General features: G+C 75.0%; 23 protein-coding genes and 1 pseudogene. 12 read left to right on the forward strand and 12 right to left on the reverse strand.

Features of this window, described 5'->3' with window-relative positions; translation table 11 throughout:
• Nucleotides 1-19 precede the first annotated feature (19 nt).
• The 4 genes from J4709_RS25990 (at nt 20) to J4709_RS26005 (ending at nt 3,873) form a co-directional block, all read left to right on the forward strand.
• Nucleotides 20-892, forward strand: a complete 873-nt coding sequence (locus J4709_RS25990; protein ID WP_208244417.1) for a branched-chain amino acid ABC transporter permease — start codon at nt 20-22, stop codon at nt 890-892.
• A 16-nt stretch (nt 893-908) separates the two neighbouring features.
• On the forward strand, nt 909-2,015 hold the full coding sequence (locus tag J4709_RS25995) for a zinc-binding dehydrogenase (RefSeq protein WP_208244418.1): 1,107 nt from the start codon (nt 909-911) through the stop codon (nt 2,013-2,015).
• Between the two features lie 8 nt (nt 2,016-2,023).
• Nucleotides 2,024-2,983 (forward strand): aldo/keto reductase, encoded by a 960-nt coding sequence (locus J4709_RS26000; RefSeq protein WP_307801559.1) that lies wholly within the window; start codon nt 2,024-2,026, stop codon nt 2,981-2,983.
• Between the two features lie 83 nt (nt 2,984-3,066).
• Nucleotides 3,067-3,873 (forward strand): SAM-dependent methyltransferase, encoded by an 807-nt coding sequence (locus J4709_RS26005; RefSeq protein ID WP_208244419.1) that lies wholly within the window; start codon nt 3,067-3,069, stop codon nt 3,871-3,873.
• Nucleotides 3,874-3,891: 18 nt separating this feature from the next.
• Here the strand turns inward: J4709_RS26005 and J4709_RS26010 are convergent, their stop codons facing one another.
• From J4709_RS26010 to J4709_RS26050, 9 genes and pseudogenes are all read right to left on the reverse strand, one after another.
• Complete coding sequence (locus tag J4709_RS26010; protein WP_307801560.1) at nt 3,892-4,779, reverse strand: SMP-30/gluconolactonase/LRE family protein; 888 nt, start codon at nt 4,777-4,779, stop codon at nt 3,892-3,894.
• Entirely contained in the window at nt 4,740-5,996 is a 1,257-nt protein-coding gene (gene mmsB / locus J4709_RS26015) for a multiple monosaccharide ABC transporter permease (RefSeq protein ID WP_208244420.1), read from the reverse strand. Before mmsB ends, J4709_RS26010 begins: the two co-directional genes overlap by 40 nt.
• Nucleotides 5,993-7,486 (reverse strand): annotated as a pseudogene (mmsA, locus tag J4709_RS26020) (multiple monosaccharide ABC transporter ATP-binding protein); the annotation flags it as partial. The gene mmsB and the pseudogene mmsA, both read right to left, overlap by 4 nt.
• A 109-nt stretch (nt 7,487-7,595) precedes the next feature.
• Nucleotides 7,596-8,723, reverse strand: a complete 1,128-nt coding sequence (chvE, locus tag J4709_RS26025) for a multiple monosaccharide ABC transporter substrate-binding protein (protein ID WP_208244421.1) — start codon at nt 8,721-8,723, stop codon at nt 7,596-7,598.
• Nucleotides 8,724-8,762: 39 nt separating this feature from the next.
• Nucleotides 8,763-9,773, reverse strand: a complete 1,011-nt coding sequence (locus J4709_RS26030; protein WP_208244422.1) for a hypothetical protein — start codon at nt 9,771-9,773, stop codon at nt 8,763-8,765.
• Nucleotides 9,757-10,803 (reverse strand): zinc-dependent alcohol dehydrogenase, encoded by a 1,047-nt coding sequence (locus J4709_RS26035; protein ID WP_208244423.1) that lies wholly within the window; start codon nt 10,801-10,803, stop codon nt 9,757-9,759. The genes J4709_RS26030 and J4709_RS26035 overlap by 17 nt, the downstream gene beginning before the upstream one ends.
• Complete coding sequence (locus J4709_RS26040) at nt 10,800-11,972, reverse strand: mandelate racemase/muconate lactonizing enzyme family protein (RefSeq protein WP_232384075.1); 1,173 nt, start codon at nt 11,970-11,972, stop codon at nt 10,800-10,802. Before J4709_RS26040 ends, J4709_RS26035 begins: the two co-directional genes overlap by 4 nt.
• Before the next feature lie 69 nt (nt 11,973-12,041).
• Nucleotides 12,042-13,139, reverse strand: a complete 1,098-nt coding sequence (locus J4709_RS26045) for a LacI family DNA-binding transcriptional regulator (protein ID WP_307801562.1) — start codon at nt 13,137-13,139, stop codon at nt 12,042-12,044.
• Between the two features lie 58 nt (nt 13,140-13,197).
• Entirely contained in the window at nt 13,198-13,416 is a 219-nt protein-coding gene (locus J4709_RS26050; RefSeq protein ID WP_208244424.1) for a carotenoid oxygenase family protein, read from the reverse strand.
• A gap of 311 nt (nt 13,417-13,727) precedes the next feature.
• Here J4709_RS26050 and J4709_RS26055 point away from each other — a divergent pair, with 311 nt between their 5' ends.
• From J4709_RS26055 to J4709_RS26075, 5 genes are all read left to right on the forward strand, one after another.
• Entirely contained in the window at nt 13,728-15,545 is a 1,818-nt protein-coding gene (locus tag J4709_RS26055) for a sensor histidine kinase (protein ID WP_208244425.1), read from the forward strand.
• Nucleotides 15,536-16,210 carry a response regulator transcription factor gene (locus J4709_RS26060; protein WP_208244426.1) on the forward strand — a complete coding sequence of 225 codons (675 nt, stop codon included), beginning with the start codon at nt 15,536-15,538 and terminating at the stop codon, nt 16,208-16,210. Before J4709_RS26055 ends, J4709_RS26060 begins: the two co-directional genes overlap by 10 nt.
• Before the next feature lie 345 nt (nt 16,211-16,555).
• Nucleotides 16,556-18,322 (forward strand): ATP-binding protein, encoded by a 1,767-nt coding sequence (locus J4709_RS26065; RefSeq protein ID WP_372442153.1) that lies wholly within the window; start codon nt 16,556-16,558, stop codon nt 18,320-18,322.
• Between the two features lie 36 nt (nt 18,323-18,358).
• Nucleotides 18,359-19,195 (forward strand): MOSC domain-containing protein, encoded by an 837-nt coding sequence (locus J4709_RS26070; protein ID WP_208244428.1) that lies wholly within the window; start codon nt 18,359-18,361, stop codon nt 19,193-19,195.
• 131 nt (nt 19,196-19,326) lie between these two features.
• Nucleotides 19,327-19,947: a TetR/AcrR family transcriptional regulator gene (locus J4709_RS26075; protein ID WP_173091699.1), complete on the forward strand. Its 621-nt coding sequence runs from the start codon at nt 19,327-19,329 to the stop codon at nt 19,945-19,947.
• A gap of 20 nt (nt 19,948-19,967) precedes the next feature.
• On the opposite strand, the gene J4709_RS26080 is transcribed toward J4709_RS26075, so the two are convergent.
• Nucleotides 19,968-20,831 carry a PaaX family transcriptional regulator gene (locus J4709_RS26080; RefSeq protein WP_232384076.1) on the reverse strand — a complete coding sequence of 288 codons (864 nt, stop codon included), beginning with the start codon at nt 20,829-20,831 and terminating at the stop codon, nt 19,968-19,970.
• 178 nt (nt 20,832-21,009) lie between these two features.
• Between J4709_RS26080 and J4709_RS55745 the strand changes: the two genes are divergently transcribed.
• The 3 genes from J4709_RS55745 (at nt 21,010) to J4709_RS26095 (ending at nt 23,113) form a co-directional block, all read left to right on the forward strand.
• Entirely contained in the window at nt 21,010-21,828 is an 819-nt protein-coding gene (locus J4709_RS55745) for an IclR family transcriptional regulator (RefSeq protein ID WP_208244429.1), read from the forward strand.
• Between the two features lie 119 nt (nt 21,829-21,947).
• Nucleotides 21,948-22,970, forward strand: a complete 1,023-nt coding sequence (locus tag J4709_RS26090; protein WP_208244430.1) for a Rieske 2Fe-2S domain-containing protein — start codon at nt 21,948-21,950, stop codon at nt 22,968-22,970.
• Nucleotides 22,967-23,113: a hypothetical protein gene (locus tag J4709_RS26095; RefSeq protein ID WP_173091707.1), complete on the forward strand. Its 147-nt coding sequence runs from the start codon at nt 22,967-22,969 to the stop codon at nt 23,111-23,113. Before J4709_RS26090 ends, J4709_RS26095 begins: the two co-directional genes overlap by 4 nt.
• A gap of 33 nt (nt 23,114-23,146) precedes the next feature.
• Here J4709_RS26095 and J4709_RS26100 read toward each other — a convergent pair whose 3' ends face one another.
• Nucleotides 23,147-24,784, reverse strand: a complete 1,638-nt coding sequence (locus J4709_RS26100; RefSeq protein ID WP_208244431.1) for an ABC transporter permease — start codon at nt 24,782-24,784, stop codon at nt 23,147-23,149.
• Entirely contained in the window at nt 24,781-25,698 is a 918-nt protein-coding gene (locus J4709_RS26105) for an ABC transporter ATP-binding protein (protein ID WP_208244432.1), read from the reverse strand. The genes J4709_RS26100 and J4709_RS26105 overlap by 4 nt, the downstream gene beginning before the upstream one ends.
• Between the last annotated feature and the right edge of the window lie 7 nt (nt 25,699-25,705).

Below are 25,705 nucleotides of genomic sequence, written 5' to 3' on the forward strand. Positions count from 1 at the left end.
GCACCACCCGGAGGTATCGATGGTGAACTCTGTGATCGCCGGGCTGACCAGCGGCGGCGGGTACGCCCTGCTCGGCCTGTGCGTCGTGCTGACCTACCGGCTCGTCGCCGTGGTCAACTTCGCGCTCACGGCCGTCGGCGCCCTCGGCGCGTTCGTGATGGTGTCGCTCACCGACCGCGGCGTGAACGCGCTGCTCGCCCTGCTCGCCGGCGTGGTGTTCGCGGCCGCGCTGTCGGCGCTGCTCGGCGCGGCGCTGGTGCGCTGGTTCGCCGGGCACAAGGAGGGCACCAAGGCGGCCGTGACCGTGGCGATCTTCGTCGCGCTCACCGCGGTCGGCGTGCGGCTGTTCGGCGGCAACAGCACCGGCGCGCACCGCTTCCCCAACCCGTTCGGCGCGCCGCTGTTCACCGTGGGGGACGTCGTCGTCCCGCAGTCGGTACCGGTGTCGCTGGCGTTCGCGCTGCTCATCACCGTCGCGGTCGGGCTGCTGCTGACCCGCACCCGGATCGGGCTGAAGCTGCAGGCGCTGTCGGAGCGGCCGGGCACCGCCGAGGTCGTCGGGATCCCCGCGCCGCGGCTGGCCGTCGGCGTCTGGGCCGGCGTCGGCGCCGTCACCACGATGGTGGTCGTGCTGGTCGCGCCGCGGCTCGGCGGCGACTTCTCCACCCTGTCCGGGCTGATCAGCACCGCGCTGGCGGTCGCGATGGTGGGCGCCTTCCGCAGCCTGCCGCTGACCCTCGCCGGCGGGCTGATCCTCGGCTGCCTGGAGGGCCTGTCGTCCTCCCTCGACGCGATCCAGAAGTACCAGGGCGTGGTGCCCTTCCTGGTGATCCTGGTCCTGCTGTGGTGGCGCAGCCGGCGCGAGGTCTGGGACACCGAGCACGGCCGATGACGAAACGAGGAGAGTGATGACCCGGTTGACGTCCACGAGGGCGGCGGTGCTGCGCGAGCACGGCGCCCCCCTCGTCCTGGAGGAGTTGCCGCTGCCCGCCGAGGTCGAGCCCGGCGCGGCGGTCGTGCGGGTCGACTGCGCCACCCTGTGCGCGACGGACGTGCACCTGTGGTCGGGCGCGATGGCCTTCCCGGACATGCTGCCGATCGTGCTCGGCCACGAGACGATGGGCACCGTCCGCGCCGTCGGCCCCGGCACCCGCGACGCGCTCGGCCGCACGGTCAAGGTCGGCGACCGGATCGGCTGGTCGGAGTCGGTGTGCGGGCACTGCTACGGCTGCACCGTGCTGCGCAACCCGGTCGCCTGCTCCGAACGCGGCTACGGCTTCCTGCTGCGCTCCGACCGCTTCCCCTACGCCACCGGCGGGCTCGCCGCGCACAACTATGTGACGCCCGGCGCGCTGAAGGTCGTGCTGCCCGACGAGGTGAAGGACACGTGGGCGGCGTCGGCCGGATGCGCGGTCAAGACCGTCCTGCACGCCTACGACCGCGCCGGCGGGGTGCGGCCCGGATCCAGTGTCGTCGTCCAGGGCGCGGGAGCGCTCGGCATCGTCGCCACCGCGGTCGCCCGCGCGTCCGGCGCCGGAACCGTCATCACCATCGGCGCCCCCGACTCCCGGCTCGATCTGGCCCGCGCGTTCGGCGCCGACACCGTCATCGGCCTGGACGGCGGCGCCGACGCGCGGCTCGCCACCGTCATGGACGCCACGCACGGGCGCGGCGCCGAACTGGTCCTGGACCTCGCGGGCGCGCCCGGCGTCGGCGCCGAGGCGGTGGGCATGGCGGCGTTCGGCGGCCGGTTCGTCGTGGTCGGCACGACCGGGCCGCGCCCGGACGAGCTGCCGCTCGGCACCATCATGGGCAAGGAGCTGAACGTCCTCGGCTCGCTGAACGGCGACGCCGGCGACCTGTACCGCGCCATCGAGTTCCTGCGCACGTCCCGGGACCGCTTCCCCTGGGACGACCTGTTCGGCGAGCCCGCCGGCCTCGGCGGCGCGTCCGCCGCGCTGGCGTCGATGCGGCGGCTCGAACAGGTCAAGGCCGTCGTCCACCCGCACCTGTGAGGAGAAACGTGACCACGATCGTTCCGCGCCGCCGCCTCGGCACGGCCGGGCCCGAGGCGTCCGTCCTGTCCCTCGGCTCCTGGCACACCTACGACCGGATGGACTTCCGCGACGCCGTCACGATGCTGCGGCACGCCGTCGACTCCGGCATCAACCTGTTCGACGTCGCCGTCTACGGCATGCCGGGCCACCCGCCCGTCTTCACCGACGTGCTGTTCTCCGCGATCGTCCGCGCCGCCGGGATCGCCCGCGACGACTACCTGCTGTCCACCAAGCTGTGGCTGGAGGGGTACCCGGAGCACTCGCTGCGCGACCAGCTCGCCAACGCGCTGTTCCGCGTCGGCGCCGACCATGCCGACGTGGCGGTCCTCGGCGATATCCGCAGCGACGACCTCGACCTCAAGCGGCTCGCAGGCGACCTCGCCGAACTGGAGCGGGAGGGGCTGCTCGGCTGCTGGGGCGTCAACAACTGGTCGGCGGCCGCCGTCCGGGAGATCCGCGGGCACGCGCTGGCGGCCGGCTCGCCCGGTCCGCAGCTCGCCCAGCTGAAGTACAGCCCGTGCCGCCGGTCCATCCCCGACGGGGAGCCGTTCGCGGCCGTCTTCGCCGAGGGCGTGTCGATGCAGGCGTCCGACGTGCTGGAGGGCGGCATCCTCGCCGGCAAGTCCGGGACGTCCCGGCAGATCGGCCGCGACCCGGGCGGGATCCGCGAGCGGATCGTCGAGGCCGCGAAGGGGATCGGCGAGCTGGCCGCCGAGCTGGACGCGACGCCCGCGCAGCTGTGCATCGCCTTCACGCTGACGCACCCGTCCACCGGCACGGTCCTGTTCGGCGCGACGGGCCTGGACCAGCTCACCGGCGACATCGCCGCGCTCGGCGTGCTGGAGCGGGTCGGCGCGGAGCGGCTGCGCTCGCTCCTCGACCCGTTCTGGGCCGACCGCGGCGTCGTCGACCCTGAGGGGCCCTGACGGCCGGGTGCGGTGCGTCCCGGCGCGAGCACGCCGCGTCCCATGAGACGATCAACTTCCCCGGGACGAAGCGGAGTGTGCCGATGACCGAGGAGAGGCCGTCCCCCGCCGGCGTCGACCTGACGACCCCGAACACCGCGCGGATCTACGACTACCTGCTCGGCGGCAAGGACAACTACGCCGCCGACCGGGAGGTGGCCGAGCAGCTGCTCGCCGTCATCCCGGAGGCGCAGGCGGCGGCCAGGGAGAACCACGCCTTCATCGGCCGCGCCGTCCGGCACCTCGCCGGGCAGGGCGTGCGGCAGTTCATCGACATCGGCACCAAGCTGCCCGCGGCCGGCAACGTGCACGAGGTCGCGGCCCGGGTCGCGCCGGACGCGACCGTCGTGTTCGCCGACGGAGACCCGGTCGTGCTCGTGCACGCGCGGGCGCTGCTCGCGGGCAACGAGCGGACGTCGGTCGTGCAGTGCGACCTCAAGCACCCCGAGGCCGTCGCCGACGACCCGGCCGTCCGCGAGCACATCGACTTCTCCGAACCCGTCGCGGTCGTGCTGGACCGCGTCCTGCACTTCATCGAAGACACCGCCGAGGCCGCCGCGTCGGTCCGGCGCCTGCACGCGGCGCTCCCGCCGGGCGGGCACCTGGTGTTCACGCACATCACGCAGGACCCGGAGCCGGAGTCGGGCGGCGACGTCCGCAAGGTGTTCCGGCCGACCAGCGGCCTGTTCCGGGGCCGCACCCGCGCCGAGGTCGAGTCCGTCGTCGCGCCGTTCGACCTGCTCGAACCGGGCCTGACCTACACCTCGCAGTGGCGGCCCGACCCGCCCGGCGGGGCGGCCGGGCACGCCGAGCGGACGTTCACGCTCGCGGGCGTCGGCCGCCGCGCCTGACCGCCCTCGCCGCCCGGGTCAGCCGGCGAACGCGGGGGAGGGCAGGCCCTGCCCCGCGTCCGGGACGACGAACAGCGCGCCCGCGTGGACGTCGCCCGGCGGCGCGCCCGCCGTCGCGGTCGTGACGTACAGGTCCCGCAGGCCGGGGCCGCCGAAGGCGCAGGCGGTCGTCTGCCGCGCCGGGATCTCCACGACCCGGTCGAGCGTCCCCGCCGGCGTGTACCGCAGGACGCGGCCGCCGCCCCACAGCGCCACCCACACGCAGCCGTCCGCGTCGACGGTGAGGCCGTCGGGGAGGCCGGGCGTCGGGACGTGCGCGAACGGCCGCCGTTTCGACGGGTCGCCGGCGTCGAGGACGTCGATGCGTCCCGTCGGCGTGTCCACGTAGTAGACGAGCCGCCCGTCCGGGCTCCACCCGGTGCCGTTGCTGACCGTCACGGCGTCCAGCAGCGTGCGGACCTCGCCGGACGGGCCGACGCGCCGCAGCCGTCCGCCGCCGGGCGCCTCGTCGTAGCGCATGCTGCCCGCCCACAGCGACCCGTCCGGTGCGACGGCGGCGTCGTTGCCGCGGCAGCCGTCCTCCGGCCACTCGGCCAGCCAGCGGAACGACCCGTCCGGGTCGTAGAGGCCGACGCCGTCGCGCAGGTTCACCACCAGGCCGCCGCCGGCGCGGGGCTTGGCCGCGCCGACGTGCTGCTCCGTGCCCAGGACGGTGCCCGGCCCGCCGGACGGGTCGTGGAAGCGCACCTCGCATGCGAGGACGTCCACCCAGACCAGCCGGCCGGTCGCGGGATCCCAGGTGGGGCCCTCGCCGAGCGCGGCGGGCCCGCGCTCGGCGATCTCGGCCCTCGCGTCCGGCACGCCCGTCACCGCAGCAGCGGCGACCCGGACCGCCGCTTCGTCCACACGTCGAACGCGACGGCGGCGAGCAGGACCAGGCCCTTCACCAGCATCACCCGCTCGCTCGGCGCGCCCATCAGCGACATCCCGTTGTTGATCACACCCATGATCAGGCCGCCGGTGATCGCGCCGACCACCTTGCCGACGCCGCCCTGCACCGCCGCGCCGCCGATGAACGCCGCGGCGATCGCGTCCAGCTCGAAGGTGTTGCCCGCGGTGGGCCCCGCCTGGTTGAGCCGCCCGGCGAAGATGATCCCGGCGAGGGCCGACAGCACGCCCATGTTGACGAACAGCCAGAACACCACCGACTTGGCCCGCACGCCGGACAGCACCGCCGCCTGCAGGTTGCCGCCGACCGCGTAGACGTGCCGGCCGAACACCGACCGTCCCGTCAGCAGCGAGTACGCCAGCACCAGCACCGCCAGCAGCACCAGCACCCACGGCAGGTTGTGGAACCGGGCCAGCTGCACCGTCACCGCCATGATCAGCGCGCCCGCGGCGACGATCTTCAGCAGGAACACCGGCACCGGGTCGACGGTCTGCCCGTAGCCGAGCCGCGTCGTGCGGGTCCGCCACCGCGACACCGCCAGCCCCGCGACGGCCACGATCCCCACCAGCAGGCTGAACAGGTCGGCGCCGCCCAGCGGGCCGAGCCCGACGTTGCCGAAGTAGCCGGAGGTGAACCCGTTCGACAGCGTCCGCACCTGGTCGGGGAACGGGCCGAGACCCTGGTTGCCGAGCACCGTCATGGTCAGCGCACGGAACAGCAGCATCCCCGCCAGCGTGACGATGAACGACGGGATGCCGAAGAACGCCGTCCAGTACCCCTGCCACGCGCCGATCGCGGCGCCCGCCACCAGCGTCAGCAGCAGCGCGACCGGCCACGCCACATGGTGGCTCACCATCAGCCAGGCCGCGATCGCGCCGGTCACGCCGACCAGCGAGCCCACCGACAGGTCGATGTGCCCCGAGATGATGATGAGGATCATCCCGATCGCCAGGATCAGGATGTAGGAGTTCTGCACGATGATGTTGGAGATGTTCTGCGGCTGCAGCAGATCGCCGCCGGTCAGCACCGCGAACAGCACGACGATCAGCGCGAACGCGATGTAGATGCCGCTCTGCCGCACGTTGACGGTCAGCCGCGGCCGGCCCGCGGGCGCCGCCCCGGGCGCGGCGGCGGGGCTCGCGGCCCCGGTCTCGGCAGGTGCGGTACGGCTCATCCGGCCTGCTCCCTTCCCATGGTCATGAAGGACATGAGGCGCTCCTGCGTCGCCTCCGCCCGCGGCACCTCGCCGGTGATCCGGCCGGCCGCCATCGTGTAGATCCGGTCGCACATGCCGAGCAGCTCCGGCAGCTCCGAGGAGATCAGCAGGATCGCCCGGCCCTCCGCGGCGAGCCGGTTGATGATCGTGTAGATCTCGTACTTGGCGCCGACGTCGATGCCGCGGGTCGGCTCGTCCAGGATCAGCACGTCCGGGTCCGTGAAGATCCACTTGGACAGCACGACCTTCTGCTGGTTGCCGCCGCTCAGCTGCCCGGCCACGGCCGACACGCTCGGCGCCTTGATGTTCATCCCGCCGCGGAACTCCTCGGCGACCCGGTACTCGTCGTACTCGTTCACCCACCCGGCCCGGGCCAGCTTCCCGAGCCGCGCGGCCGATACGTTCCGCTTGATGTCCTGGATGAGGTTGAGCCCGTACCGCTTGCGGTCCTCGGTGGCGTAGGCGATGCGGTGCCGGATCGCGTCCCGCACGTTCCGCAGCCGGACGGGTTCGCCGTCCTTGTAGACCCGGCCCGAGATGTCCACCCCGTACGACCGGCCGAACACGCTCATCGCCAGCTCGGTGCGGCCCGCGCCCATCAGCCCGGCCAGCCCCACGATCTCGCCGCGCCGCAGCGACAGGGCGGCCCCCGACACCACCGCCCGGTCGCGCTGCGCGGGGCTGTGCACCGTCCAGTCCTCGATCCGCAGCACCTCCGCGCCGATCTCCGGCTCGCGCGGCGGGAAGCGGTGCTCCAGGTCCCGGCCGACCATCCCGGAGATGATCCGGTCCTCGGTGACCCCGCCGCCCGACGGGTCGAGCGTCTCGATCATCCGGCCGTCGCGCAGCACGCTGACGGTGTCGGCGATCGCCAGCACCTCGTTCAGCTTGTGCGAGATGATCACGCAGGTGATGCCGTCGTCGCGCAGGCCGCGCATCAGCTCCAGCAGGTGCGCGGAGTCCGCGTCGTTCAGCGCGGCGGTCGGCTCGTCCAGGATCAGCAGCCGCACCCGCTTGGACAGTGCCTTGGCGATCTCCACCAGCTGCTGCTTGCCGACGCCGAGGTCGGCGATCGGGGTCACCGGGTTCTCCGGCAGCCCGACCCGCTCCAGCAGCCGGCCCGCCTCGTGGTTGGTGCGGTTCCAGTCGACCAGGCCGCGCCCCAGGAACCCCGGGGCGCCGCGCTCGTTGCCGAGGAAGATGTTCTCGGCGATCGACAGCTGCGGGCACAGCGCCAGCTCCTGGTGGATGATGACGATGCCGCGCTCCTCGCTGTCGCGGATGCCGGAGAACCGGCACGGCTCGCCGTCGAAGAGGATCTCCCCGTCGTACGAGCCGTGCGGGTACACCCCGGACAGCACCTTCATCAGCGTGGACTTGCCGGCGCCGTTCTCCCCGCAGATCGCGTGGATCTCGCCGCGGCGCACGGTCAGGTCGACGTCCGCGAGCGCGTTCACCCCGGGGAACGTCTTGGTGATCCCCTGCATCCGCAGGATGTCGTCGCGCCCCGCGGCGCCGGCGGCCGCCGCGTCGGTGGTGTCGTCGGTGGTCACGGCGTCACCCCAGCTGCGCCTGCGTGTAGTAGCCGGACTGCACCAGCTCGGTCTGCACGTTGGACTTGTTGACGATGACCGGCTGCAGCATCTGCGTCGGGACGACCTTCTTCTCGTTGTTGTAGTCGGTGGTGTTGTTGACCTGCGGCTTCCCGCCCTTGAGGATGGCGTCGGACATCTTCGCCGCCTCGTCGGCGAGCTTGCGGACGTCCTTGAAGATGGTCGAGTACTGCTCGCCGGCCAGGATCGACTTCACCGAGGCCCGCTCGGCGTCCTGCCCGGTCACCACCGGGTACGGCTGGCTCGGCGTGCCGTAGCCGTTGCTCTTGAGCGCCGACAGGATGCCGATCGACAGTCCGTCGTAGGGCGAGAGCACGCCGTCGACCTTGGCGCCGCCCCGGTAGGTCTTGGTGAGGATGTCCTCCATCCGCTTCTGCGCCGTCGCCGGGTCCCAACGCAGGATCGCCATGGTCTTGAAGTCGGTCTGGCCGCTCTTCACGACCAGGGTCCCCTTGTCGATGTACGGCTTGAGCACCGACATCGCGCCCTTGTAGAAGAACGGCGCGTTGTTGTCGTCGGGGGAGCCGGCGAACAGCTCGATGTTGAACGGGCCCTTCGCCGTGCCCTCCGACCCGTCGGCGTTCTTCAGCTTCAGGCCGGTGAGCAGCGACGTCGCCTGCTCCACGCCGACCTTGTAGTTGTCGAAGGTGACGTAGTAGTCGACGTCCGGGCTGCGCATGATGAGCCGGTCGTAGGAGATCACCGGGATGTGGTTCTGGTGCGCCTGCTGCAGCTGGCTGGTCAGCGCGGTGCCGTCGATGGACGCGACGACCAGCAGCTTGGCGCCCTTGGTGATCTGGTTCTCGATCTGGCTGACCTGCGTCGGGATGTCGTTCTCGGCGTACTGCAGGTCCACCTTGTAGCCGAGCTTCTCCAGGTCGGCCTTGAGGGTGTTGCCGTCGCGGATCCAGCGCTCGGACGACTTGGTCGGCATGGTGACGCCGATGAGCGCGCCCTTGGCGTCGCCGGCCTTGGGCTTCTTGTCGATGCTCTTCTCGCTGGAGCCGCACGCCGTCATGGCGGTCGCCAGCACCAGCGTGGACAGGACCGTGGTGATGCGCCGGAGTCTCATCTCGTTCTCCTTCGGGGTGGGGGAGGGCAGCGGAGTGGATCAGCGTGGGACGGCGGACGCGGGCAGGGTCTCCGGCAGCGCCGGGAACCGCCGCAGCGGCCCCGGGTCCCGGGACCCGATCGGGGACATCCCCTCGCCCGCCCCGAGCCGGGCGAGGGTGTCCAGGACGAGCCGGCCGCGCCGCACCCGCTCCCGCGCGCTCGCCACGGCGGCGGGCAGCAGGTGTTGGCCGACCGGATAGATGCCGGGCGCGTTGCGCAGCCCGAACTTCAGATAGATGGGGGCGCCGCAGCGGATCAGCTCCGCCGCGTCGTAGAAGCGGACGAACCCGCCGAGGTCGTCGGGCGCCTCGACGTAGAAGTCCATCGGCGCGGCGCTCACCGCGCGGATCTCGGCGAGCTGAGCGAGCGCCAGGTCGCTCGGCACGTTCACCGAGTCGGCGCCGAGCCCTTCCCACACCGTGAACGACGCCGGGTTCACCGGGCCGACCAGCGCCGACACCTTGAACGTGGTGTCGGCGGGCAGCCGACCGGCCTCGCGCAGGAGGTGCAGCGTCCACAGCACGCCCTCGTCGGCGACGAGCAGCGACCGGACGCCGAGCGCGGTCGCGCGTTCGGCGTCCTCGACGCACTGGGCGAGCTGGTCGCGGCCCCGGGCGCGGGGCCCGGAGGCGTTGTAGGAGCGGCCGCCGGCTCCGGGCTCCCAGGTGCCGCGCGGGCCGAGGAACAGGCACAGCTCGATGCCGCGCGCGTCGCAGGCGGCCACCATCTCGCCGATCTCGGCGTCGGTGAGCATCCACACGCCGCTGCCCTGGCTGATGCGGTGCAGCGGCACGTCGAGGCGGTCGCTCTCCTCCAGCACGGCCGCCAGGACCGCGGGCCCCTCGCAGGACGGCAGCTCGGTGCGCCACGTCCCGCCGTCGGGGAACCGCAGGCCGGAGGAGGGCGGGCGCGGCGGGGCGTCGGGCCAGCCGAGCGAGCGCAGCGCGTCCTCGCCGGGCGCCCGGCCGCCGCCGGCCGGGTCGGCGAGCTCGTCAGAGTAGGGGTCCATCGGTCCTCCCGCCGGTCGGGGGCGTGTCGAGGTCGGGGCGCAGCAGCACCTTCCCGGCGTCGGGGGAGCCGCTGAGCTTCAGCGCCGCCGCGAACTCGGTCAGCGGCAGCTCGTGGGTGATCAGGGACGCCGGCCGCAGCACGCCGCTGCCGAACGCGCGCACCGCGTACGTCCAGTCGGCGGGGCCGGAGCCGAACACGGTGTGCAGCGACAGTGCGCGGGTGACCAGCAGCGACGTCGGGACGGCGTCGGCCGGGTCGGCGGGGATGCCGGTGACGACGACGCGGCCGCCGCGGCGGGCCAGCCGCACCGCCGAGCTCGCGGTGCCGGGCGCGCCGGCGGTCTCCACGACCACGTCGAACGCGCCCTCGGCGGCCTCGCCCGGACGGCTGAACGCCGTCGCGCCCGCGTCGAGCGCCGGTTCGCCGCGCTCCACCCGCGGGTCGATCGCGACGAGCCGGGCGGGCGACGACGCGGCGAGGAACTGCAGCGCGAGCATCCCGAGCGTGCCGGCGCCGACGACCGCGACCGTCTCGCCGGGACGCGGCGCCGCGTGCCGGACGGCCCCCGCGATCACCGCGGCGGGCTCCAGCAGCGCCGCGGCGCGCAGGTCGGCGCCGGGCGGCAGCACGTGCAGCAGCCGGGCCGGGACGAGCAGGTGGTCGGCGAACGCGCCGGGCCGGGTGAAGCCCGTCTCGTCGTAGCGGCTCGCGCACAGGTTCGGGGCGCCCTCCCGGCAGCGTCCGCACGCCATGCAGCCGCGGAACCCCTCGCCGACGACGGGCGCGCCGACCAGTGACGGGTCGGTGTCGGGCCCGACCGCGTCGACCGTGCCGGACCACTCGTGGCCGGGGACGACGGGGTAGCAGGCGAAGCCGTCCGGGCGCGCGCCGTCGAACAGCTCGCGGTCGCTGCCGCACAGCCCGGCGGCGGCGACCCGGACGCGGGCCTCGCCGCGTCCCGGCTCCGGCGGCTCGCCCGCGTCGAGCCGCCAGCGGCCCGGCGCCTCCACCAGCACGGCGCGGCTCAACGGCGCGTCCCGCGGAAGTGCCAGCCGTCGGCGTACAGGTCGAAGTCGGCGTGCTGCTGGGGGAAGGCGGCGACCGCGTCGAGGTCCAGCTCGACGCCGAGGCCGGGCGCCTCCGGCAGCGCGAAGTAGCCGTCGACGACCTGCGGGGCGCCCTTCGCGACGTCCTTGACGGCGGCGTCGGCGAAGTCGTTGAAGTGCTCCAGGATCTTGAAGTTCGGGGTGCAGACGCCGAGCTGGAGGCTCGCGGCGGTCAGCACCGGGCCGCCGACGTTGTGCGGCGCGATCTGCACGTAGTAGGTCTCGGCGGTGGCGGCGAGCTTGCGGACCTCGGCGATGCCGCCGGTGTGCCCGACGTCGGGCTGCAGGACGTCGGCGGCCTGCAGCTCCAGCAGCTCGCGGAACTCGATGCGGTCGTGGATCCGCTCGCCCGTCGCGATCGGCAGCCCGGTGTGCGCGGACACCTTGGCGAGCGCCTTGAGGTTCTCCGGCGGGACGGGCTCCTCCAGCCACGCCGGGTCGAACGGGGCGAGCAGGCCCGCGAGCCGGATCGCGGTGGCGGGGGAGAACCGGCCGTGCATCTCGACGAGCAGCTCGACGTCGGGGCCGACCGCGTCGCGGACCGCCTCCACCAGGTCGATGGCCAGCACCGTCCCGGCGTGGTCCAGCTCCATCCGCCCCGCGCCGAAGGGGTCCAGCTTCAGCGCCCGGTAGCCGGCGTCCACGACCCGCTTGGCGGCGGCGTGGAAGTCCTCGGGGGTCCGGTCGACGGTGTACCAGCCGTTCGCGTACGCCTTGACGCGGTCGCGCACCTTGCCGCCGAGCAGCCGCCACACGGGCTGGCCGAGCGCCTTGCCGACGATGTCCCAGCACGCCATCTCGACGCACGCGATGCCGGACATGACGATCTCGCCCGCGCGGCCGAAGTCGCCGTACTTCATCCGGTGGACGAGGTCCTCGATGTCGAACGGGTCGCTGCCGATGATGTGCCGGCGCTCCGCCTCGGCGAGGTAGCCGGCGAGCGCGTCGGTGTGGCCGAGCATCCGCGCCTCGCCGACGCCGGTGAGGCCCTCGTCGGTGCGGACGGTCACGAACGTGAGGTTCCGCCACGGCGTGCCCAGGACATGGGTACCGATCTCGGTGATGCGCAACGTGCCGCCCTTCTTGATCAACCTGGCAGTAGCTTGTGTTAGCGCTAACATTCGCCGCCGCGGAACCGGCCCCCTCCACGCGATCCGGTGTCAGCGGCCGCCGGGCCGCACGGCCGTGCTCTCCCTCACCACCAGCTCCGGCTCCACGGTCCGGCGCGCCGGCGGCCCGCCGCCCGCGCCGCCGGGATCGTCGACGCGCTGCAGCAGCAGCTGGAACGCGTGCCGCCCGACCTCGCCGAACGGCTGCCGGACGCTGGTCAGCGGCGGCGCGAAGTAGGGCGCCTCCGGAACGTCGTCGAAGCCCACCACGCTCACCTCCTCCGGGACGCGGCGGCCCGCCTCGCGCAGCGCGCGCAGCAGGCCGAGGGCCATCGGGTCGTTGGCGGCGAACACCGCGGTGACCGCCGGGTCGGCGGCGAGCCGCCGGCCGAGCTCGTACCCCGACCGGGCGCTCCAGTCGCCGGCCAGCGGCTCGGGGACCTCGCGGCCCTCCTCCGCCAGCACCGAGCGCCAGCCGTCCACGCGGGCGCTCGCGTCGATCCAGTCGGCGGGCCCGGCCATGTGCCAGACGGTCTCGTGCCCGAGGCTCAGCAGGTGCCGGACGGCCCGCACCGCGCCCGCGCGGTGGTCCACCGACGCGACCGGCACCGGCAGGTCGTCGCCCGCGCCGACCGCCACCACCGGCATGTCCGGCGGCAGCCGCCGCAGCCCCTCGGCCGCCGACTGGTGCGGCGCGATGATGACGATGCCGTCCACCGACTGGGCGCGCAGGCGCTGCACGCCGTCCTCGATGGAGCGGCGGGTGAGCGAGCCGAGGCTGGCGATGTTGATCATGTAGTCGGCGCTGCGCGCGGCGCGCTCGATCCCGTACAGGGTCGAGGCGGGCCCGTACAGCGTCGTGTCGAAGCTGACCACGCCGAGCACCCCGGACCGGCCGGTCGCGAGCACGCGCGCCGCCGAGTTCGGCCGGTAGTCCAGCTCGCGCATCGCCGCGAGCACCCGCTCGCGGGTCCGCGGCGCGACCTTGCCGGGGTCGTTCAGCACCCGCGACACCGTCATCGCCGAGACGCCGGCGAGCGCCGCGACGTCCTCCATGACCGCCGCGCGCGACCGCGCGCTCCCTCGCCCGTCCGGCCCGGCACCGGACGGGCCGGTGCCGGACGGGGGCGGGGGCGCTGCGGTGGTCACTGTGATCTGCTCCACATCGGTCGGGTGCCCTGAATGTTTGCGATAACGCCGACCGATGTCAATACCCAGGAAGCAATCGTGGTAGCGCAAACATCTTCCGGACCCAGACCGTCGGAACCCAGCTTCCGTGGAAGCCCGGCGCGCCCCGCCTCGGAAGGTGGACGCGGGCCGGCGGCTCGCCGGTGAACTCCTGCGCGGAAAGGATCATCAGGTCGGCGGCGCCGCGCACCGGGTCGTGCACGTAGGTCAGCACGTCCCGTCGTGTGCGCTCTCCCATTGCGGCTCCTCGTCCGTGCCGTCTCTTCGGTGTCGTCTCGTCCGTGCCGTCGGGCGGCCTGCGCGATGGCGGCCGTCCGCAACGACTGTGCACCGGGCGAGGGGGCCGCGTCGGTGGGGGCAGGTCCCCACTGGGGGTGGAGCCAACTCCCCTTCGGGCCGTGCCGCACGGGCGCGCATCGCGATCCGGTAACGCGCTTCTCCCGGACGGCGCGGAGCGGGGACACTGCCGGTGCGTCCGGGGAAGCACGGGGCGCGCGCCCGTGGGATCCCGGTACCGGGAGACCGGTCCCGGGCCCGAGCATGGAAAGGATGGTCGTGGTGATATCCGCCCCGCGGAGGCGCAGGTCGCCACCGTGGTTCGGCCAGGAGACGAGGCGCGCCCTCGCCGCCGGCCTCGCGGTGGCCGCGCTCGCCTACGCCGCGGGATGGCCCTACTGGCGCGGCCATCACGCCGCCGCGGCGCTCACCCTCGCCGGCACCGGCGGCATCGCGGTCGTCGGCGCGCTGCTCGCGACCGGCGCCCGCACCCGGCGCACCGGGCTGCTGTTCCTGGCCGCGTCCCTGTTCTGGGCGGTGAACTGGCTGGCGAGCTGGAACGCCGGGCCGGGTCCGCTGCTGTCCCCGTACGCCCAGGCCGACTTCTACCTCGCCCTCGCTGTGGGCGTGCTGCTGTATCCCGCCGGGCGCCTGGAGTACGTCGCCGACCGGATCTGGACGGTGGCCGCCTGCGTTGTCCTGTGGGGCTGCCCGACCGCGCTCTGGATCACCTCGCGGCCGGCGTGGGCGGCGTTCCGCGGACGGCACGTGTGGTGGCCCGCGCCGTTCCCCGACCACGCGGCGTTCCGCGCCGTGCTGGAGGTCTCCGCCGCGCTGTACATCGGGCTCGCGCTGTCGTTCGCCGTCGTCCTGCTGCTGCGGCTGCCGAGGATGAGCCGGATGCGGCGGGTCGTCACGCTGCCGGTGACGGTCGCGCTGGCGTTCGTCGGGATCTCCGCGGCGCTGACGCAGCGGCCGATCATGGAGGAGTCCATCTCGCTGGACGCGCTGCTGCGGGTGTACGCGGTGCAGGGCGCGGTGTCCGCCCTCATCCCGCTCGCGCTGCTGGCGTCCGGGCTGCGCACCCGGCTCGCGGAGCTGGCCGTCGCCGGCCGGATGCTGCGGCTGACCGCGCCGGTGTCGGTGGAGCGGATCCGCGACGCCCTCCGCGACGTCCTGCAGGACCCCACGCTGGAGCTGTGGTTCTGGGCGCCCGCCGAGCAGGTCTACGTCGACACCGCCGGCCGCCCCGCCGCCGTGGACGCCGGCGGCGCGGCCCCCGGGGACGAGGCGCCGGGCGACCCGTCCGGCGACGCGGGACGGTGGCGGCGCCGCGTCGAGACCGCCGCGGGCGAGCCGCTCGCGATCGTGGAGCTGGGCGGGGCGCTGCGCGACCACGGGTCGCTGGTCGAGGCGGCGCTGGAGGCCGGGGGACGGGCGCTGGAGACGGCGCGGCTGCAGTCCAACGTGCAGGCGGGCCTGGAGCAGGTGCGGTCGGCGTACGGGCGGCTGCTGCGAGCCGAGGCCGTGGAGCGCGAGCGCCTGGCGCGCGACCTGCACGACGGCGCGCAGCAGCGGCTGCTGGCGCTGGGCGCGATGCTCGGCACGCTGGAGGCCCTCGCGACGGACGCGGAGGTCAAGGAGCACGCGCGCAAGTGCCGCACGGAGCTGATGGCGGCGCTCGCCGAGTTGCGCGCGCTGGCCCGCGAGGTGCAGCCGGCGCTGCTCGTCCAGGACGGCCTCGGCCCCGCGCTGGAGGTCGTCGCCGAGCGGCTCGGCACCCGGGTGCTGCTGGACGTGACCGCCGAGCGCTACTCGCGCGAGATCGAGTCCACTCTTTACTCGGTGCTTTGCGAGGCTTTGTCGTACGCTGTCGACCGCGCGCGTGCGACCCGCGTGACCGTCCGGGTGCGTCCGGACGGCCACCTGCTGGTGGCCGAGGTCAGCGACGACGGCGAGCGGCCGGGCGGGGAGCCCGGCGCGCTGCCGGACGGGCTGGCCGGCCGGATCAGGGCGCTGCGCGGGCACCTGGAAATCGACGGCGAGCCCGCCCGGGGCACGACGGTAAGGATGGTCCTGCCATGCGAGTAGCCGTGGCGGAGGACAGCGGGATCTTCCGGCAGGCCCTGGTCACCCTGCTCACCACGGCCGGGATCGAGGTCACGGTGGCGGCGGGCTCGGGCGAGGAGCTGCTCGCCCTCGTCGCCGAGGACCCGCCGGACGTCGCGATCGTCGACCTGCACATGCCGCCGACCCACACCAACGAGGGCGTGGTCGCCGGTCGCGCGCTGCTGGCCCGCCATCCGGGGATCGGCGTGCTGGTGCTGTCGGCCTACAACGAGACGCCGCAGGCGATGGAGCTGTTCCGCGACCAGCCCCGCCGCGTCGGCTACCTGCTGAAGGACCACGTCACCGACGTCGAGAGCCTGTGCGGCGCGCTGGAGCGGGTGCGGCGCGGCGAGGTCGTCATCGACCCGGACGTGGTGAGCCGGCTCGTGGAGGCCCGGCACCGCGAGCGGGAGCTGTCCCGGCTGTCCGGGCGCGAGCGCGAGGTGCTGGAGCTGATGGCGGAGGGGCACTCCAACGCGGGGATCGGCAAGCGGCTGCACCTGTCCGCCCGCACCGTCGAGGACCACGTGCGGGCCATCTTCACCAAGCTCAAGATCACCTCGTCCGGCGGGCCGCCCGGGCCGCAGGACAGCAACAAGCGGGTGCTGGCGGTGCTCACCTGGCTGCGCGCCGCCGAGACGCGCTGACCCGCCCGCCGCAAAGACCCTCGGAGGGCGCGGGTGCACCGTCCGTCCCGCGCATCGATCGGGTAACGGGCCCTCGCCCGCGGCGGCGCGGTACGGAAGACTTTCGGTACGAGCCCGGTCGCGGTACGTGACGCCGGTGGCGGCCCCCGCACGCCACCGGGACGCGCCGCGGGCCCGCGCCCGTGGCCGCCCGGCGCCCCCATCCTCCCGCCGCCGCGCCGCGGGCGCATCCGGGGAAACCCGACGCCCGTCCGGTGGTTCCCCGGCCGCCGGCTCGCCGCGTACGCAGCCTTCGGGGCGGGCCCGAGGCCCGGCTCCGGGAAAGGGAGGGGCGGATTGAGGTCGGTGCGCGTGCGGGCGCCGTCGTGGTTGCGGGCGCCGTCGTGGTTCGGCGCCCGGCTGCGCCGCGCCGCCGCTGGGGGAGCGGCGGTGGCGGCGGCGGCGCTCGCCGCCGGCTGGCCGTACTGGCGGGACCGCCCGGGCGCGGCGGCGGTGACGCTGGCGTGCTGCGGCGGGTTCGCCGTCGCGGGCGGCGTGCTGGCCGCCGGGCGGCTCGGCCGCCGGACCGGCGCGGCGTTCACCGCCGCCGCGGCCGCATGGGCGCTGACCTGGACGGCGAGCTGGAACGCGGGCGCCGGGCCGGTGGTGTCGGTGTTCGCGCAGTCGGTCTTCTTCACCGCGATCGGCGTCGGCGTGCTGCTGTACCCCGACGGGCGGCTCGACGGCGCCGTCGCCCGGCTGTGGACCGGCGTCACCGCCGTCGTCATGATCGGCGGGCAGGCGCTGCTGTGCGCGCTGTCGCGCCCCGAGTGGAACGGGTTCGCCGCCTCCGCCGTGTGGCCGTCGGCCGCGCCCGGGCGGGAGGCGTTCGGCTGCGCGTACCGGGCCGTCACGACGGTGGAGGCGGTGCTCGCCGGCGCGCTCGTCATCCTCCTGCTGCTGCGGCTGCCGGGCACCGGACGGCTGGACCGCCGGTACACCGTCCCCGTCGCGGCCGCCGTCACCGTCGGCGTCGCCGGCGCCCTGGCGGTGCAGGGCTCCCTCATCGGCGGGGACGTGACCCTGGACGACGTGATGGAGGTCTACCTCTTCCAGGGCGTGTCCGCGACGGTGCTGCCGCTGGCGTTCCTCGCCGCCGCGCTGCGCGCCCGGCTCGCCGAGCTGTCCGCCGCCGAGCGGATGCACCGGCTCACCGACCCGGTGTCGGTGGAGAAGGTGCGCGACGCGCTGCGCCGCGTCCTGCGTGACGGCGCCCTCGAACTGTGGCTGTGGGCCGAGGACGGCTACGTCGACGTGACCGGGCGCCGCGTCCCGTTCGGCGGCGGGCCCGCGCCGGGCCGGTGGCGGCACGAGGTCCGCACGTCCGCCGGGGAGCCGCTCGCCGCCGTCGACGCAGACGACCGGCTGCGCGGGCACGAGCCGCTCGTCGAGGCCGCGCTGGTCGCCGGCGGCCGCGCGCTGGAGACCGTCCGGCTGCAGGCCGCGGCGCGCGCGCACCTGGAGCGGGCGCGGGACGCGCGGGAACGGCTCGTCCGGGTGCAGGCGGCGGAGCGCGAGCGGCTCGCCGCCGAACTGCAGGGCAGCGCCCAGCAGCGGCTCCGCGCACTGGAGGCCCTGCTGGAACGGTTGGAGGAGGCGGCGGGCCATCCGGCGCGCCAGCAGGCGCGCGCGTGCCGCCGGGAGCTGGCGGAGGCCGCCGCCGAGCTGGACGGCCTGGCCCGCGGCGTGCATCCGGCGATCCTCACCGACGCGGGGCTGGCCGCCGCGATGCGGCTCGTCGCCGCCCGCGCCGCGACGCCCGTCCGGCTCGACCTGCCGGGCCGCCGCTACCCGCCGGAGATCGAGTCGACGCTGTACTTCGCGCTCTGCGAGGCGCTCGCGAACGCCGCCAAGCACGCCGGCGCCGACGAGATCGCGGTGAGCGTGCGGGACGAGGCGGGCCGCGTCGTCGCCGAGGTCCGCGACGACGGGGCGGGCGGCGCGGGCGCGGTCCCCGGCGGCGGGCTCGCCGGCCTCACCGACCGGGTCCGCGCGCTGCGCGGCCACGTCGACGTCGACAGCCCGGCCGGCGGCGGCACCACCGTACGGATCACCCTGCCGGCGCCCCGATAATCGACGGGGCGGCTCCACCGGCGGACGAGGACGGCGATGACACGGCTCGGTACGGTGGCGGCGCTGCGCCGCTACCCGGTCAAATCGATGCTCGGCGAGGACCTCGCGGAGGCGGACATCGGCGCGGGCGGGCTCGGCGGCGACCGCCGCTGGGCGCTGCTCGACGCGGAGACCGGCAGGATCGCCAGCGCGAAGAACCCGCGGCTGTGGCGGGCGCTGCTCACCATGGCCGCGACCGCGGACGGCGACGGCGCGCGCATCGCCCTCCCGACCGGTGAGACCGTCCGCACCGGCGACCCCGGCGCCGCGCAGGTGCTGTCGCGGGCGCTCGGCCGGCGGGTCGAGCCGGCGTCCGTCCCTCCCGAGGGCGCCACGCTGGAGCGGGCCGTCCCCGAGGAGGTCCTCGCGGCCGGGGTCACCGCCGAGGTCGCCGTCGAGGAGACGGTGATCGGGCTCGGCGCGCCGTCCGGCGGCGGGTTCGTCGACTTCGCGCCGCTGCACCTGATCGGCACGGCCACGCTGGAGGCGATCGGCGCCGAGAGCCCGCGCGGCGTCGCCGAGGACGTCCGCTACCGGCCGAACCTCGTCGTGGAGACCGGCGGTCCCGCGTTCGGCGAGAACGGCTGGGCGGGGCGCGAGATGGCGGTCGGCGACGAGGTCGTCCTGCGCGTCACGGTGCCGACGCCGCGGTGCTCGATCCCGACCCTGGAGCACGGCGCGCTGCCCCGCGACCCGGCGGCGCTGCGGGTCCCGGCCGCCCGCAACCGGGTCGAGCCGATGCCGGGCCTCGGCCCGCGGGCGTGCGCCGGCGTGTACGCGCAGGTGCTGCGCCCGGGGCGGGTCCGCCGCGGCGCCGCCGTCCGGCTGCTCTGACCCCGCCCGCCCGCTCTGACCTCGCCGCGGGCCGGACGCGAACGGCCGCGGTTCTGGAACACTGGGACGCGCCGCCGCGCGACCCGGATCATCCGGGCGGCGGCCGGCGGCGAGGGCGCGGACAGGGAGACATGGGCGAGCGGGTACGGGTGCGCAAGGACCGTGACGAGCGGCGCGAGCAGATCCTGGTGTGCGCGCGGGAGCTGTTCAGCGAACGGCCGTACGAGGAGGTGTCCAACACCGAGATCGCGGCGGTGGCGGGCGTCAGCCGCGGCCTGCTGAACCACTACTTCGGCACCAAGCGGGAGCTGTACCTGGCGGTCGTGGAGCGGATGCTGCACATCCCGCCGGTGCCGGTGCCCGCCTACGAGCCGGGCGCGAGCGTCCGCGAGCGGGTCACCGAGAGCATCACCGGCTGGCTGGAGCTGCTGGAGCGCAACGCCGGGACCTGGCTCGTCGCGCTCGACATGGCGGCCGGGTCGGCGGGCGACGACGACCTCGCCCGGCTGGTGGACGCGGCGCGCGAGGGCGCGGTCGACCACATCACCGAGGTGGTCGGGCTGTCCCGGCTCGCCGCCGAGCATCCGGAGGTGCGCTCGGCGCTGCGCGGGTTCAGCGGGATGGCGGAGGCGGCCACCCGCGAGTGGCTGCGGCACGGCCGGCTCACCCGCGCGCAGGCGCACGTGCTCCTGGAGGACACGCTCATGCACCTGATCGAGGAGACCGTGCCGAAGATGACGGCGGCGGGCTGAACCCGCGGGGGACGCGGCGCTCACACCTCGATGCACTCGATCGCCGCGTCGGCGATCCGCCGGGCCGGCGCCTCCCAGCGGCGGCGCAGCTCGCGCAGCAGCCGCTGGCCGCGGACGGCCGGCCAGCCGTCCGGCAGGTGCTCGACCGGCAGCCGCGGGTCGGCGCGGACGAGCTCCAGCCACTCCGTCGTCATCCACAGGTAGCGGGCCAGGTCGTCGGGGGCGCCGGGCAGCGGGTCGGGGCGGTCCCAGCGGCGCAGGAAGGCCCGGTGGCCGGTGGCGAGGCCGCGCAGGTCGAACGCCTCGCCGAGCATCGCCGGGACGTCGGTCGGCGCCTGCGCCGGGCCGGTGAACACCTTGAGGCGCCCGTCCAGGCCGAGGCCGTCGACGAGCGCCGGGACGTCGACCGCCGACGGCGCGATCCACGTGCCGTTGCCGATCGGCCCGAACCCCGCCCAGGCGAGCCGGGCGCGCAGGTCGTGCCGGACGCGCCGCCACGACTCCGGCAGCGAGAACGCCAGCACGGTCCAGGTCCCGTCCCAGTCGGTGTTGAGCACCCCGCGCCGCCAGACCCGGTCCTCGCCGTCGAGGAGGATCGCCTCCGAGCGCGGGGTGAGGCCGAAGTGCATGCGGCGCCCGGCGCGGTGCCGCGCGAGCAGCCCGCGGTCGACCATGCGGGTCAGCGTCGAGCGGACCGCGTGCTCGCCGACGCCGAGCCGGGCGAACGCGTCGATGAAGCTGCCGGAGAACACCGCGACAGGGCGGCCGAGCACGTAGTTGCCGAGGTAGGTGAGCATCAGCGACCGGGGCCGCAGCCTCGGCGGCGCCTCCTCGGCGGGCGCCGTGTCCGGGGCGGGCGGTGCCGGCCGGCCTCGTCGTCCCATCCGCGCGGCTCCCGTCGTCCCGCCGGCGCACCGCCGCCCCGGGGCGGCGCCCGGGCCCGATGTTCGGCACATGCTTGACCGCTGTGAAGCATACGCCTAACTTCGAGCCTGACGCCCGAGAGGACCCCCGCATGCGCACACCAGGACGCGGTCCCCGGCCCGCGCGGGGCGGAGCCCCGTGACCGCCGGGCCCGCCGAGCCCGCCCGGACGGCCGAGGCCGGGCGGCGCCCCACCGTGACGAGCCGGGTCCTCGGCATCCTCGGCGCGTTCACGCCGGAGCGCCCCGCGCTGAGCATCACCCAGATCGCCCGCCGTGCCGGCCTGCCGCTGTCCACCGCGCACCGGCTCGCCGGCGAGCTGGCCTGCTGGGGCGCCCTCGAACGCGACGCCGAAGGCCTCTACCGGATCGGGCTGCGGCTATGGGAGGTCGGCGCGCTCGCGAGGGGCCCGGCACTGCGCGAGGCGGCGATGCCGTTCCTGGAGGACCTGTACGAGGCCACCCACGAGAACATCCACCTCGCGGTTCTGGACGGCCTGGACGTCGTCTACATCGAGCGGATCTCCGCCCGCGACGCCGTGCACGTGTTCTCCCGTGTCGGCGGCCGCTGGCCGGCGCACGCGACCGGCGTCGGGCTGGCCATGCTCGCGCACACCGGCCGGGACGTGCAGGAGCGGGCGATCGCCGGGCCGCTGCGCCGCTTCACGCCGCAGACCATCGCGACCGGCGCCGAGCTGAGGCGCGTGCTGGCCGAGGTCCGCCGCACCGGGGCGGCGATCAGCGACGGGCAGGTGGAGACGTTCGCGCTGTCGGTCGGCGCGCCGGTGTTCGGCCCGGACGACACGGTGGTGGCGGCCGTCGCGGTCGTCGTCCCGGCGTCCGGCTGGGAGGCGCGCTCGCTCGTCCCCGTCGTGCGGGCAGGCGCCCGCGGCATCTCCCGCGCCCTCGGTGCGCCGCGCGCGGTGCGGCCCCCGGAGTCGGCGATGCGGGAGGTCTGAACGCCGGCGGTGCGGGCGCCGCCGGGTTCTTCCGTTGGGCGGAATCGGTGTGGCCCGGCCGCGCGGGCGGCGGGAAGGGTCGTGTCGATCGCACGGTCCTTCACCCCGAGGAGCAGCCCATGGTCGTCGCGCGCAACCAGTGGTACGTCGCCGCCTACAGCGAGGAGGTGGGCGACGGTCTGCTCGCCCGGACCATCTGCGGCGAGCCGCTCGTCATGTACCGGACGGGTGCGGGGGAGGCCGTCGCGCTCGCCGACCGCTGCGTGCACCGGCGCTTCCCGCTGTCCAAGAGCAACCGCGACGGGGACCGGATCGTCTGCGGCTACCACGGCTTCACCTACGCGCCCGACGGGGCGTGCGTCGCGGTGCCCGGGCAGACCCGGATCCCGCGCACCGCCCGCGTCCCCGCCTACCAGCTCGTGGAGCAGGACTCACTGCTGTGGGTGTGGATCGGCGACGGGACGGGCGACGCCGCCGCGATCCCGCGCGCCCCCTGGCTGGACTCGCCGGGCTACACGACCGTCCGCGGCATGGAGCCGCTCGCCGCGCGGTACGAGCTGCTCGTCGACAACCTCCTCGACCTGTCCCACGAGACGTACCTGCACGCCGGGTACATCGGCACGCCCGAGGTCGCGCAGACCCCGATCACCACCGAGGTGGACGAGGAGGCCGGCGTCGTCTACGTCAGCCGCCGCATGAAGGACGTCGAGTGCCCGCCGTTCTACTCCAAGTCGACCGGCATCGAGGGCCGCATCGACCGGTGGCAGGACATCGAGTTCCACCCGCCGTGCTTCTACCTGCTGCACAGCCGGATCGCGCCGACCGGCGTGGAGCCGGGCCCGGACGGCGACGACTCGCGCGCCTTCCACGTGGAGGTCGGCTACGCGATCGTCCCGGAGACCGACACGACCACCCACGACTTCTGGTGGGTCGCCCGCGACTTCGCGCTGGACGACGAGGGCGTGTCGCGGTTCCTGCACGACAGCAACCGCACCGTCGTGCTGCAGGACGTCGAGGCGCTGGACGTGCTGGAGAAGGTGATCGCCGCGGAGCCGGAGGGCTACCAGGAGCTGTCCATCAACATCGACACCGGCGGCCTCGCCGCGCGCCGGATGCTCCAGCGGCTCACGGCGGAGCGATGAGCGCCGGGCGCCTGCGCGTCGAGTGGTCGCCGGGCTCGGACCGGCTCACCGGCATCTGCCACTGCGGCGCCCGGCACACCGCCGAGGACCCGGCCGAGATCTGGGCCTGGCTGCTCTCGCACCCCGACCACGACGCTTCCTGACCGCGGTGCCGGGGCCGCCCCCGGCACCGCGGCTCAGCCGATGTCGCGGCGCCGGAAGGCGAGCAGCGCCGCCGCGGCGACGGCGATCGCGACGGCGGTCAGGCCGGCGACCGGCGCGATCTCGAACCCGCCGCCGGGCAGCTTCGGCGTGTGCGTGAACGGCGAGGCGTCCATGGCCGCCTGCGGCAGCTTCAGCAGCGGGCCGACCTGCCCGAGCAGCAGGCACGCGGCCAGCACGCCCCACCCGGCGGACGCCGCGCGGGGAAGCACGCCGAAGATCAGCGCGGTCACGGCGGCGAGGACCCACACCGCCGGCAGCTGGACGAGCGCGGCGCCGAGCTGGCGGGGGATCTGGCCCGCCAGGTCGTGCGAGCGGGCGCCGTGCACCAGCCCGATCGCGAGGCCGGTGACCGCCAGCAGGACGACCGTGCCCGCGATGGTGACGGCGAGGCCGGCGAGCGCCCAGCGGGTCCGGCCGACGGCGGTGGCGAGCACCGGTTCGAGGCGTCCGCCGCTCTCCTCCGCCCGCATCCGCAGCACGCCCTGCACCGCGTAGGCGGAGGCGAACAGGGCCATCAGGCCCATGGCGGTGGCGAGGAACGCGTCGGCGACGTCGTGCTGCCCGCCCATCTTCCGGATGTCGTCCAGGACGGCGCCGCTGCCGTTGACGAGGTCGCCGACGCCGTCCGCGACGCCGCCGATGGCGAGCCCGTACACCAGGAACGCGGTGGTCCAGCCCAGCAGGGTGCCGCGCTGCAGCCGCCACGCCAGGGCGAGCGGGCCGCGCAGCGACGGCGCGGCCCGCGCCGGCCCCGGCGACGGGGCGAGGATCCCGGCGCCGAGGTCGCGGCGTCCGGCCAGCGCGTACGCGGCGGCGGCCAGGACCGCGAACGCCAGCAGGGGCAGCAGCAGGACGGCCCACTGCTCGTCGGCGTGCGGGCGCACCCGCTGCGCCCAGCCGATCGGGGACAGCCATGCCACCCAGTGCGCGGAGCCGGCGTCCGCCACACCCCGGAGCAGGTACGCGGCGCCGAGCGCGGCGAACGCCAGCCCGTTGGCGAGCCGGGACGTCTCGGCGAGCTGCGCGGTGACGGCGGCGACCCCGGCGAACACCAGGCCCGTCCCGAACCAGGACAGCCCGAACGCGACCGACCCGGCGGCCGGCAGCCCGAACACGATCATGACGATGGCGGCCAGGGACGCCGCGGTCGCGGCGGCCGTCACGGCGGCGGCGAGCGCGGCGGTCAGCGGCGCGCGGCGTCCGACGGCGGCGGCGCCGACCAGCTCCAGCCGTCCGGTCTCCTCCTCGGCGCGCGTGTGCCGGACGACGAGCAGCACGCACATGACGGCGGTGAGCGCGGCGCCCGTCGCACCGACGCGCCACGCGCTCACGCCCGCGGCGGTGTGGTCGTTCAGCACCGGTCCGTACAGGGCCCGCATGGACGGGTTCCGGTCGATGCCGCGCGCGAAGCCCTCCAGCGACGCGGGCGAGTCGTACCCGTTCTTGAAGCTGTACACGGTGCTCGCGACCAGCGCGGTCAGCACGTAGATCCAGGCCGGCATCATCACGCGGTCGCGGCGCAGCCACATCTTCAGCAGCGTGCCCGCGCCGGCGAGGCCGCCTCCCGCGCGCGCGGCGCGCGCCGCCGGCCGCAGGGTCACGGCGGTCATGACACGCCGCCTTCCTGCAGGGCCCGCCCGGAGTGGTCGTCCTCGTAGTGCCGCAGGAACAGCTCCTCCAGCGTGGGCGGCCGGCTGGTGAGGGAGCGGACGCCGATCTCGGTGAGCTGCCGGAGCGCGGCGTCCAGCTCGGCCGTCTCGACCTCGAAGGAGATGGTGTCGCCGTCGATGCGGACGTCGTGCGCGCCGGGCAGCGGGACGCCGTCGGGCGGCCCGGCGAGCTCCGCCCGGATCGACGTGCGGGTCAGGTGGCGCAGCTCGGCGAGCGTGCCGGTCTCCACGGTGCGGCCCTTGCGGATGATGGTGACGCGGTCGCAGAGCGCCTCGACCTCGCTGAGGATGTGGCTCGACAGCAGGACCGTCCGCCCGGCCCGCCGCTCCTCCCGCACGCACTCCTGGAACGCCTCCTCCATGAGCGGGTCCAGCCCGGAGGTGGGCTCGTCGAGGATGAGCAGCTCCGCGTCGGAGGCGAACGCGGCGACGAGCGCGACCTTCTGCCGGTTGCCCTTGGAGTAGGCGCGGCCCCGCTTCTTCGGGTCGAGTTCGAAGCGGTCGAGGAGGTCGGCGCGGCGGCGCTCGTCCAGCCCGCCGCGCAGCCGCCCGAGCAGGTCGATGACCTCGCCGCCGGACAGGTTCGGCCACAGCGTGACGTCGCCGGGGACGTAGGCGAGGCGCCGGTGCAGGGCGGTGGCGTCGCGCCACGGGTCCCCGCCGAGCAGCCGTGCGGTGCCCGCGTCGGCGCGCATCAGCCCGAGCAGGACGCGGACGGTGGTGGACTTCCCCGCGCCGTTCGGGCCGAGGAAGCCGTGCACCTCGCCGGCCGCGACGCGCAGGTCCAGCCCGTCGAGCGCGCGCGCCCGGCCGAACGTCTTGACCAGGCCTTCGGCCTGTACGGCGTCAGTCATCCCTGCC

Origin of the sequence: Actinomadura violacea (genome assembly GCF_017573465.1) — a bacterium.
GTDB classification, from domain to species: domain Bacteria; phylum Actinomycetota; class Actinomycetes; order Streptosporangiales; family Streptosporangiaceae; genus Spirillospora; species Spirillospora violacea.

What these genes read in the sequence shown, in the direction of transcription:
- J4709_RS25995 (WP_208244418.1), top strand. Translation starts at nt 909, where the DNA reads ATGACCCGGTTGACGTCCACGAGGGCGGCGGTGCTGCGCGAGCACGGC.
- J4709_RS26105 (WP_208244432.1), bottom strand. Translation starts at nt 25,698, where the DNA reads ATGACTGACGCCGTACAGGCCGAAGGCCTGGTCAAGACGTTCGGCCGG.
- J4709_RS26100 (WP_208244431.1), bottom strand. Translation starts at nt 24,784, where the DNA reads ATGACCGCCGTGACCCTGCGGCCGGCGGCGCGCGCCGCGCGCGCGGGA.
- J4709_RS26050 (WP_208244424.1), bottom strand. Translation starts at nt 13,416, where the DNA reads ATGGGAGAGCGCACACGACGGGACGTGCTGACCTACGTGCACGACCCG.
- J4709_RS26060 (WP_208244426.1), top strand. Translation starts at nt 15,536, where the DNA reads ATGCGAGTAGCCGTGGCGGAGGACAGCGGGATCTTCCGGCAGGCCCTG.
- J4709_RS26075 (WP_173091699.1), top strand. Translation starts at nt 19,327, where the DNA reads ATGGGCGAGCGGGTACGGGTGCGCAAGGACCGTGACGAGCGGCGCGAG.
- J4709_RS26030 (WP_208244422.1), bottom strand. Translation starts at nt 9,773, where the DNA reads ATGGACCCCTACTCTGACGAGCTCGCCGACCCGGCCGGCGGCGGCCGG.
- J4709_RS26090 (WP_208244430.1), top strand. Translation starts at nt 21,948, where the DNA reads ATGGTCGTCGCGCGCAACCAGTGGTACGTCGCCGCCTACAGCGAGGAG.
- J4709_RS25990 (WP_208244417.1), top strand. Translation starts at nt 20, where the DNA reads ATGGTGAACTCTGTGATCGCCGGGCTGACCAGCGGCGGCGGGTACGCC.
- chvE (WP_208244421.1), bottom strand. Translation starts at nt 8,723, where the DNA reads ATGAGACTCCGGCGCATCACCACGGTCCTGTCCACGCTGGTGCTGGCG.
- J4709_RS26080 (WP_232384076.1), bottom strand. Translation starts at nt 20,831, where the DNA reads ATGGGACGACGAGGCCGGCCGGCACCGCCCGCCCCGGACACGGCGCCC.
- J4709_RS26055 (WP_208244425.1), top strand. Translation starts at nt 13,728, where the DNA reads ATGGTCGTGGTGATATCCGCCCCGCGGAGGCGCAGGTCGCCACCGTGG.
- J4709_RS26070 (WP_208244428.1), top strand. Translation starts at nt 18,359, where the DNA reads ATGACACGGCTCGGTACGGTGGCGGCGCTGCGCCGCTACCCGGTCAAA.
- mmsB (WP_208244420.1), bottom strand. Translation starts at nt 5,996, where the DNA reads ATGAGCCGTACCGCACCTGCCGAGACCGGGGCCGCGAGCCCCGCCGCC.
- J4709_RS26095 (WP_173091707.1), top strand. Translation starts at nt 22,967, where the DNA reads ATGAGCGCCGGGCGCCTGCGCGTCGAGTGGTCGCCGGGCTCGGACCGG.
- J4709_RS26005 (WP_208244419.1), top strand. Translation starts at nt 3,067, where the DNA reads ATGACCGAGGAGAGGCCGTCCCCCGCCGGCGTCGACCTGACGACCCCG.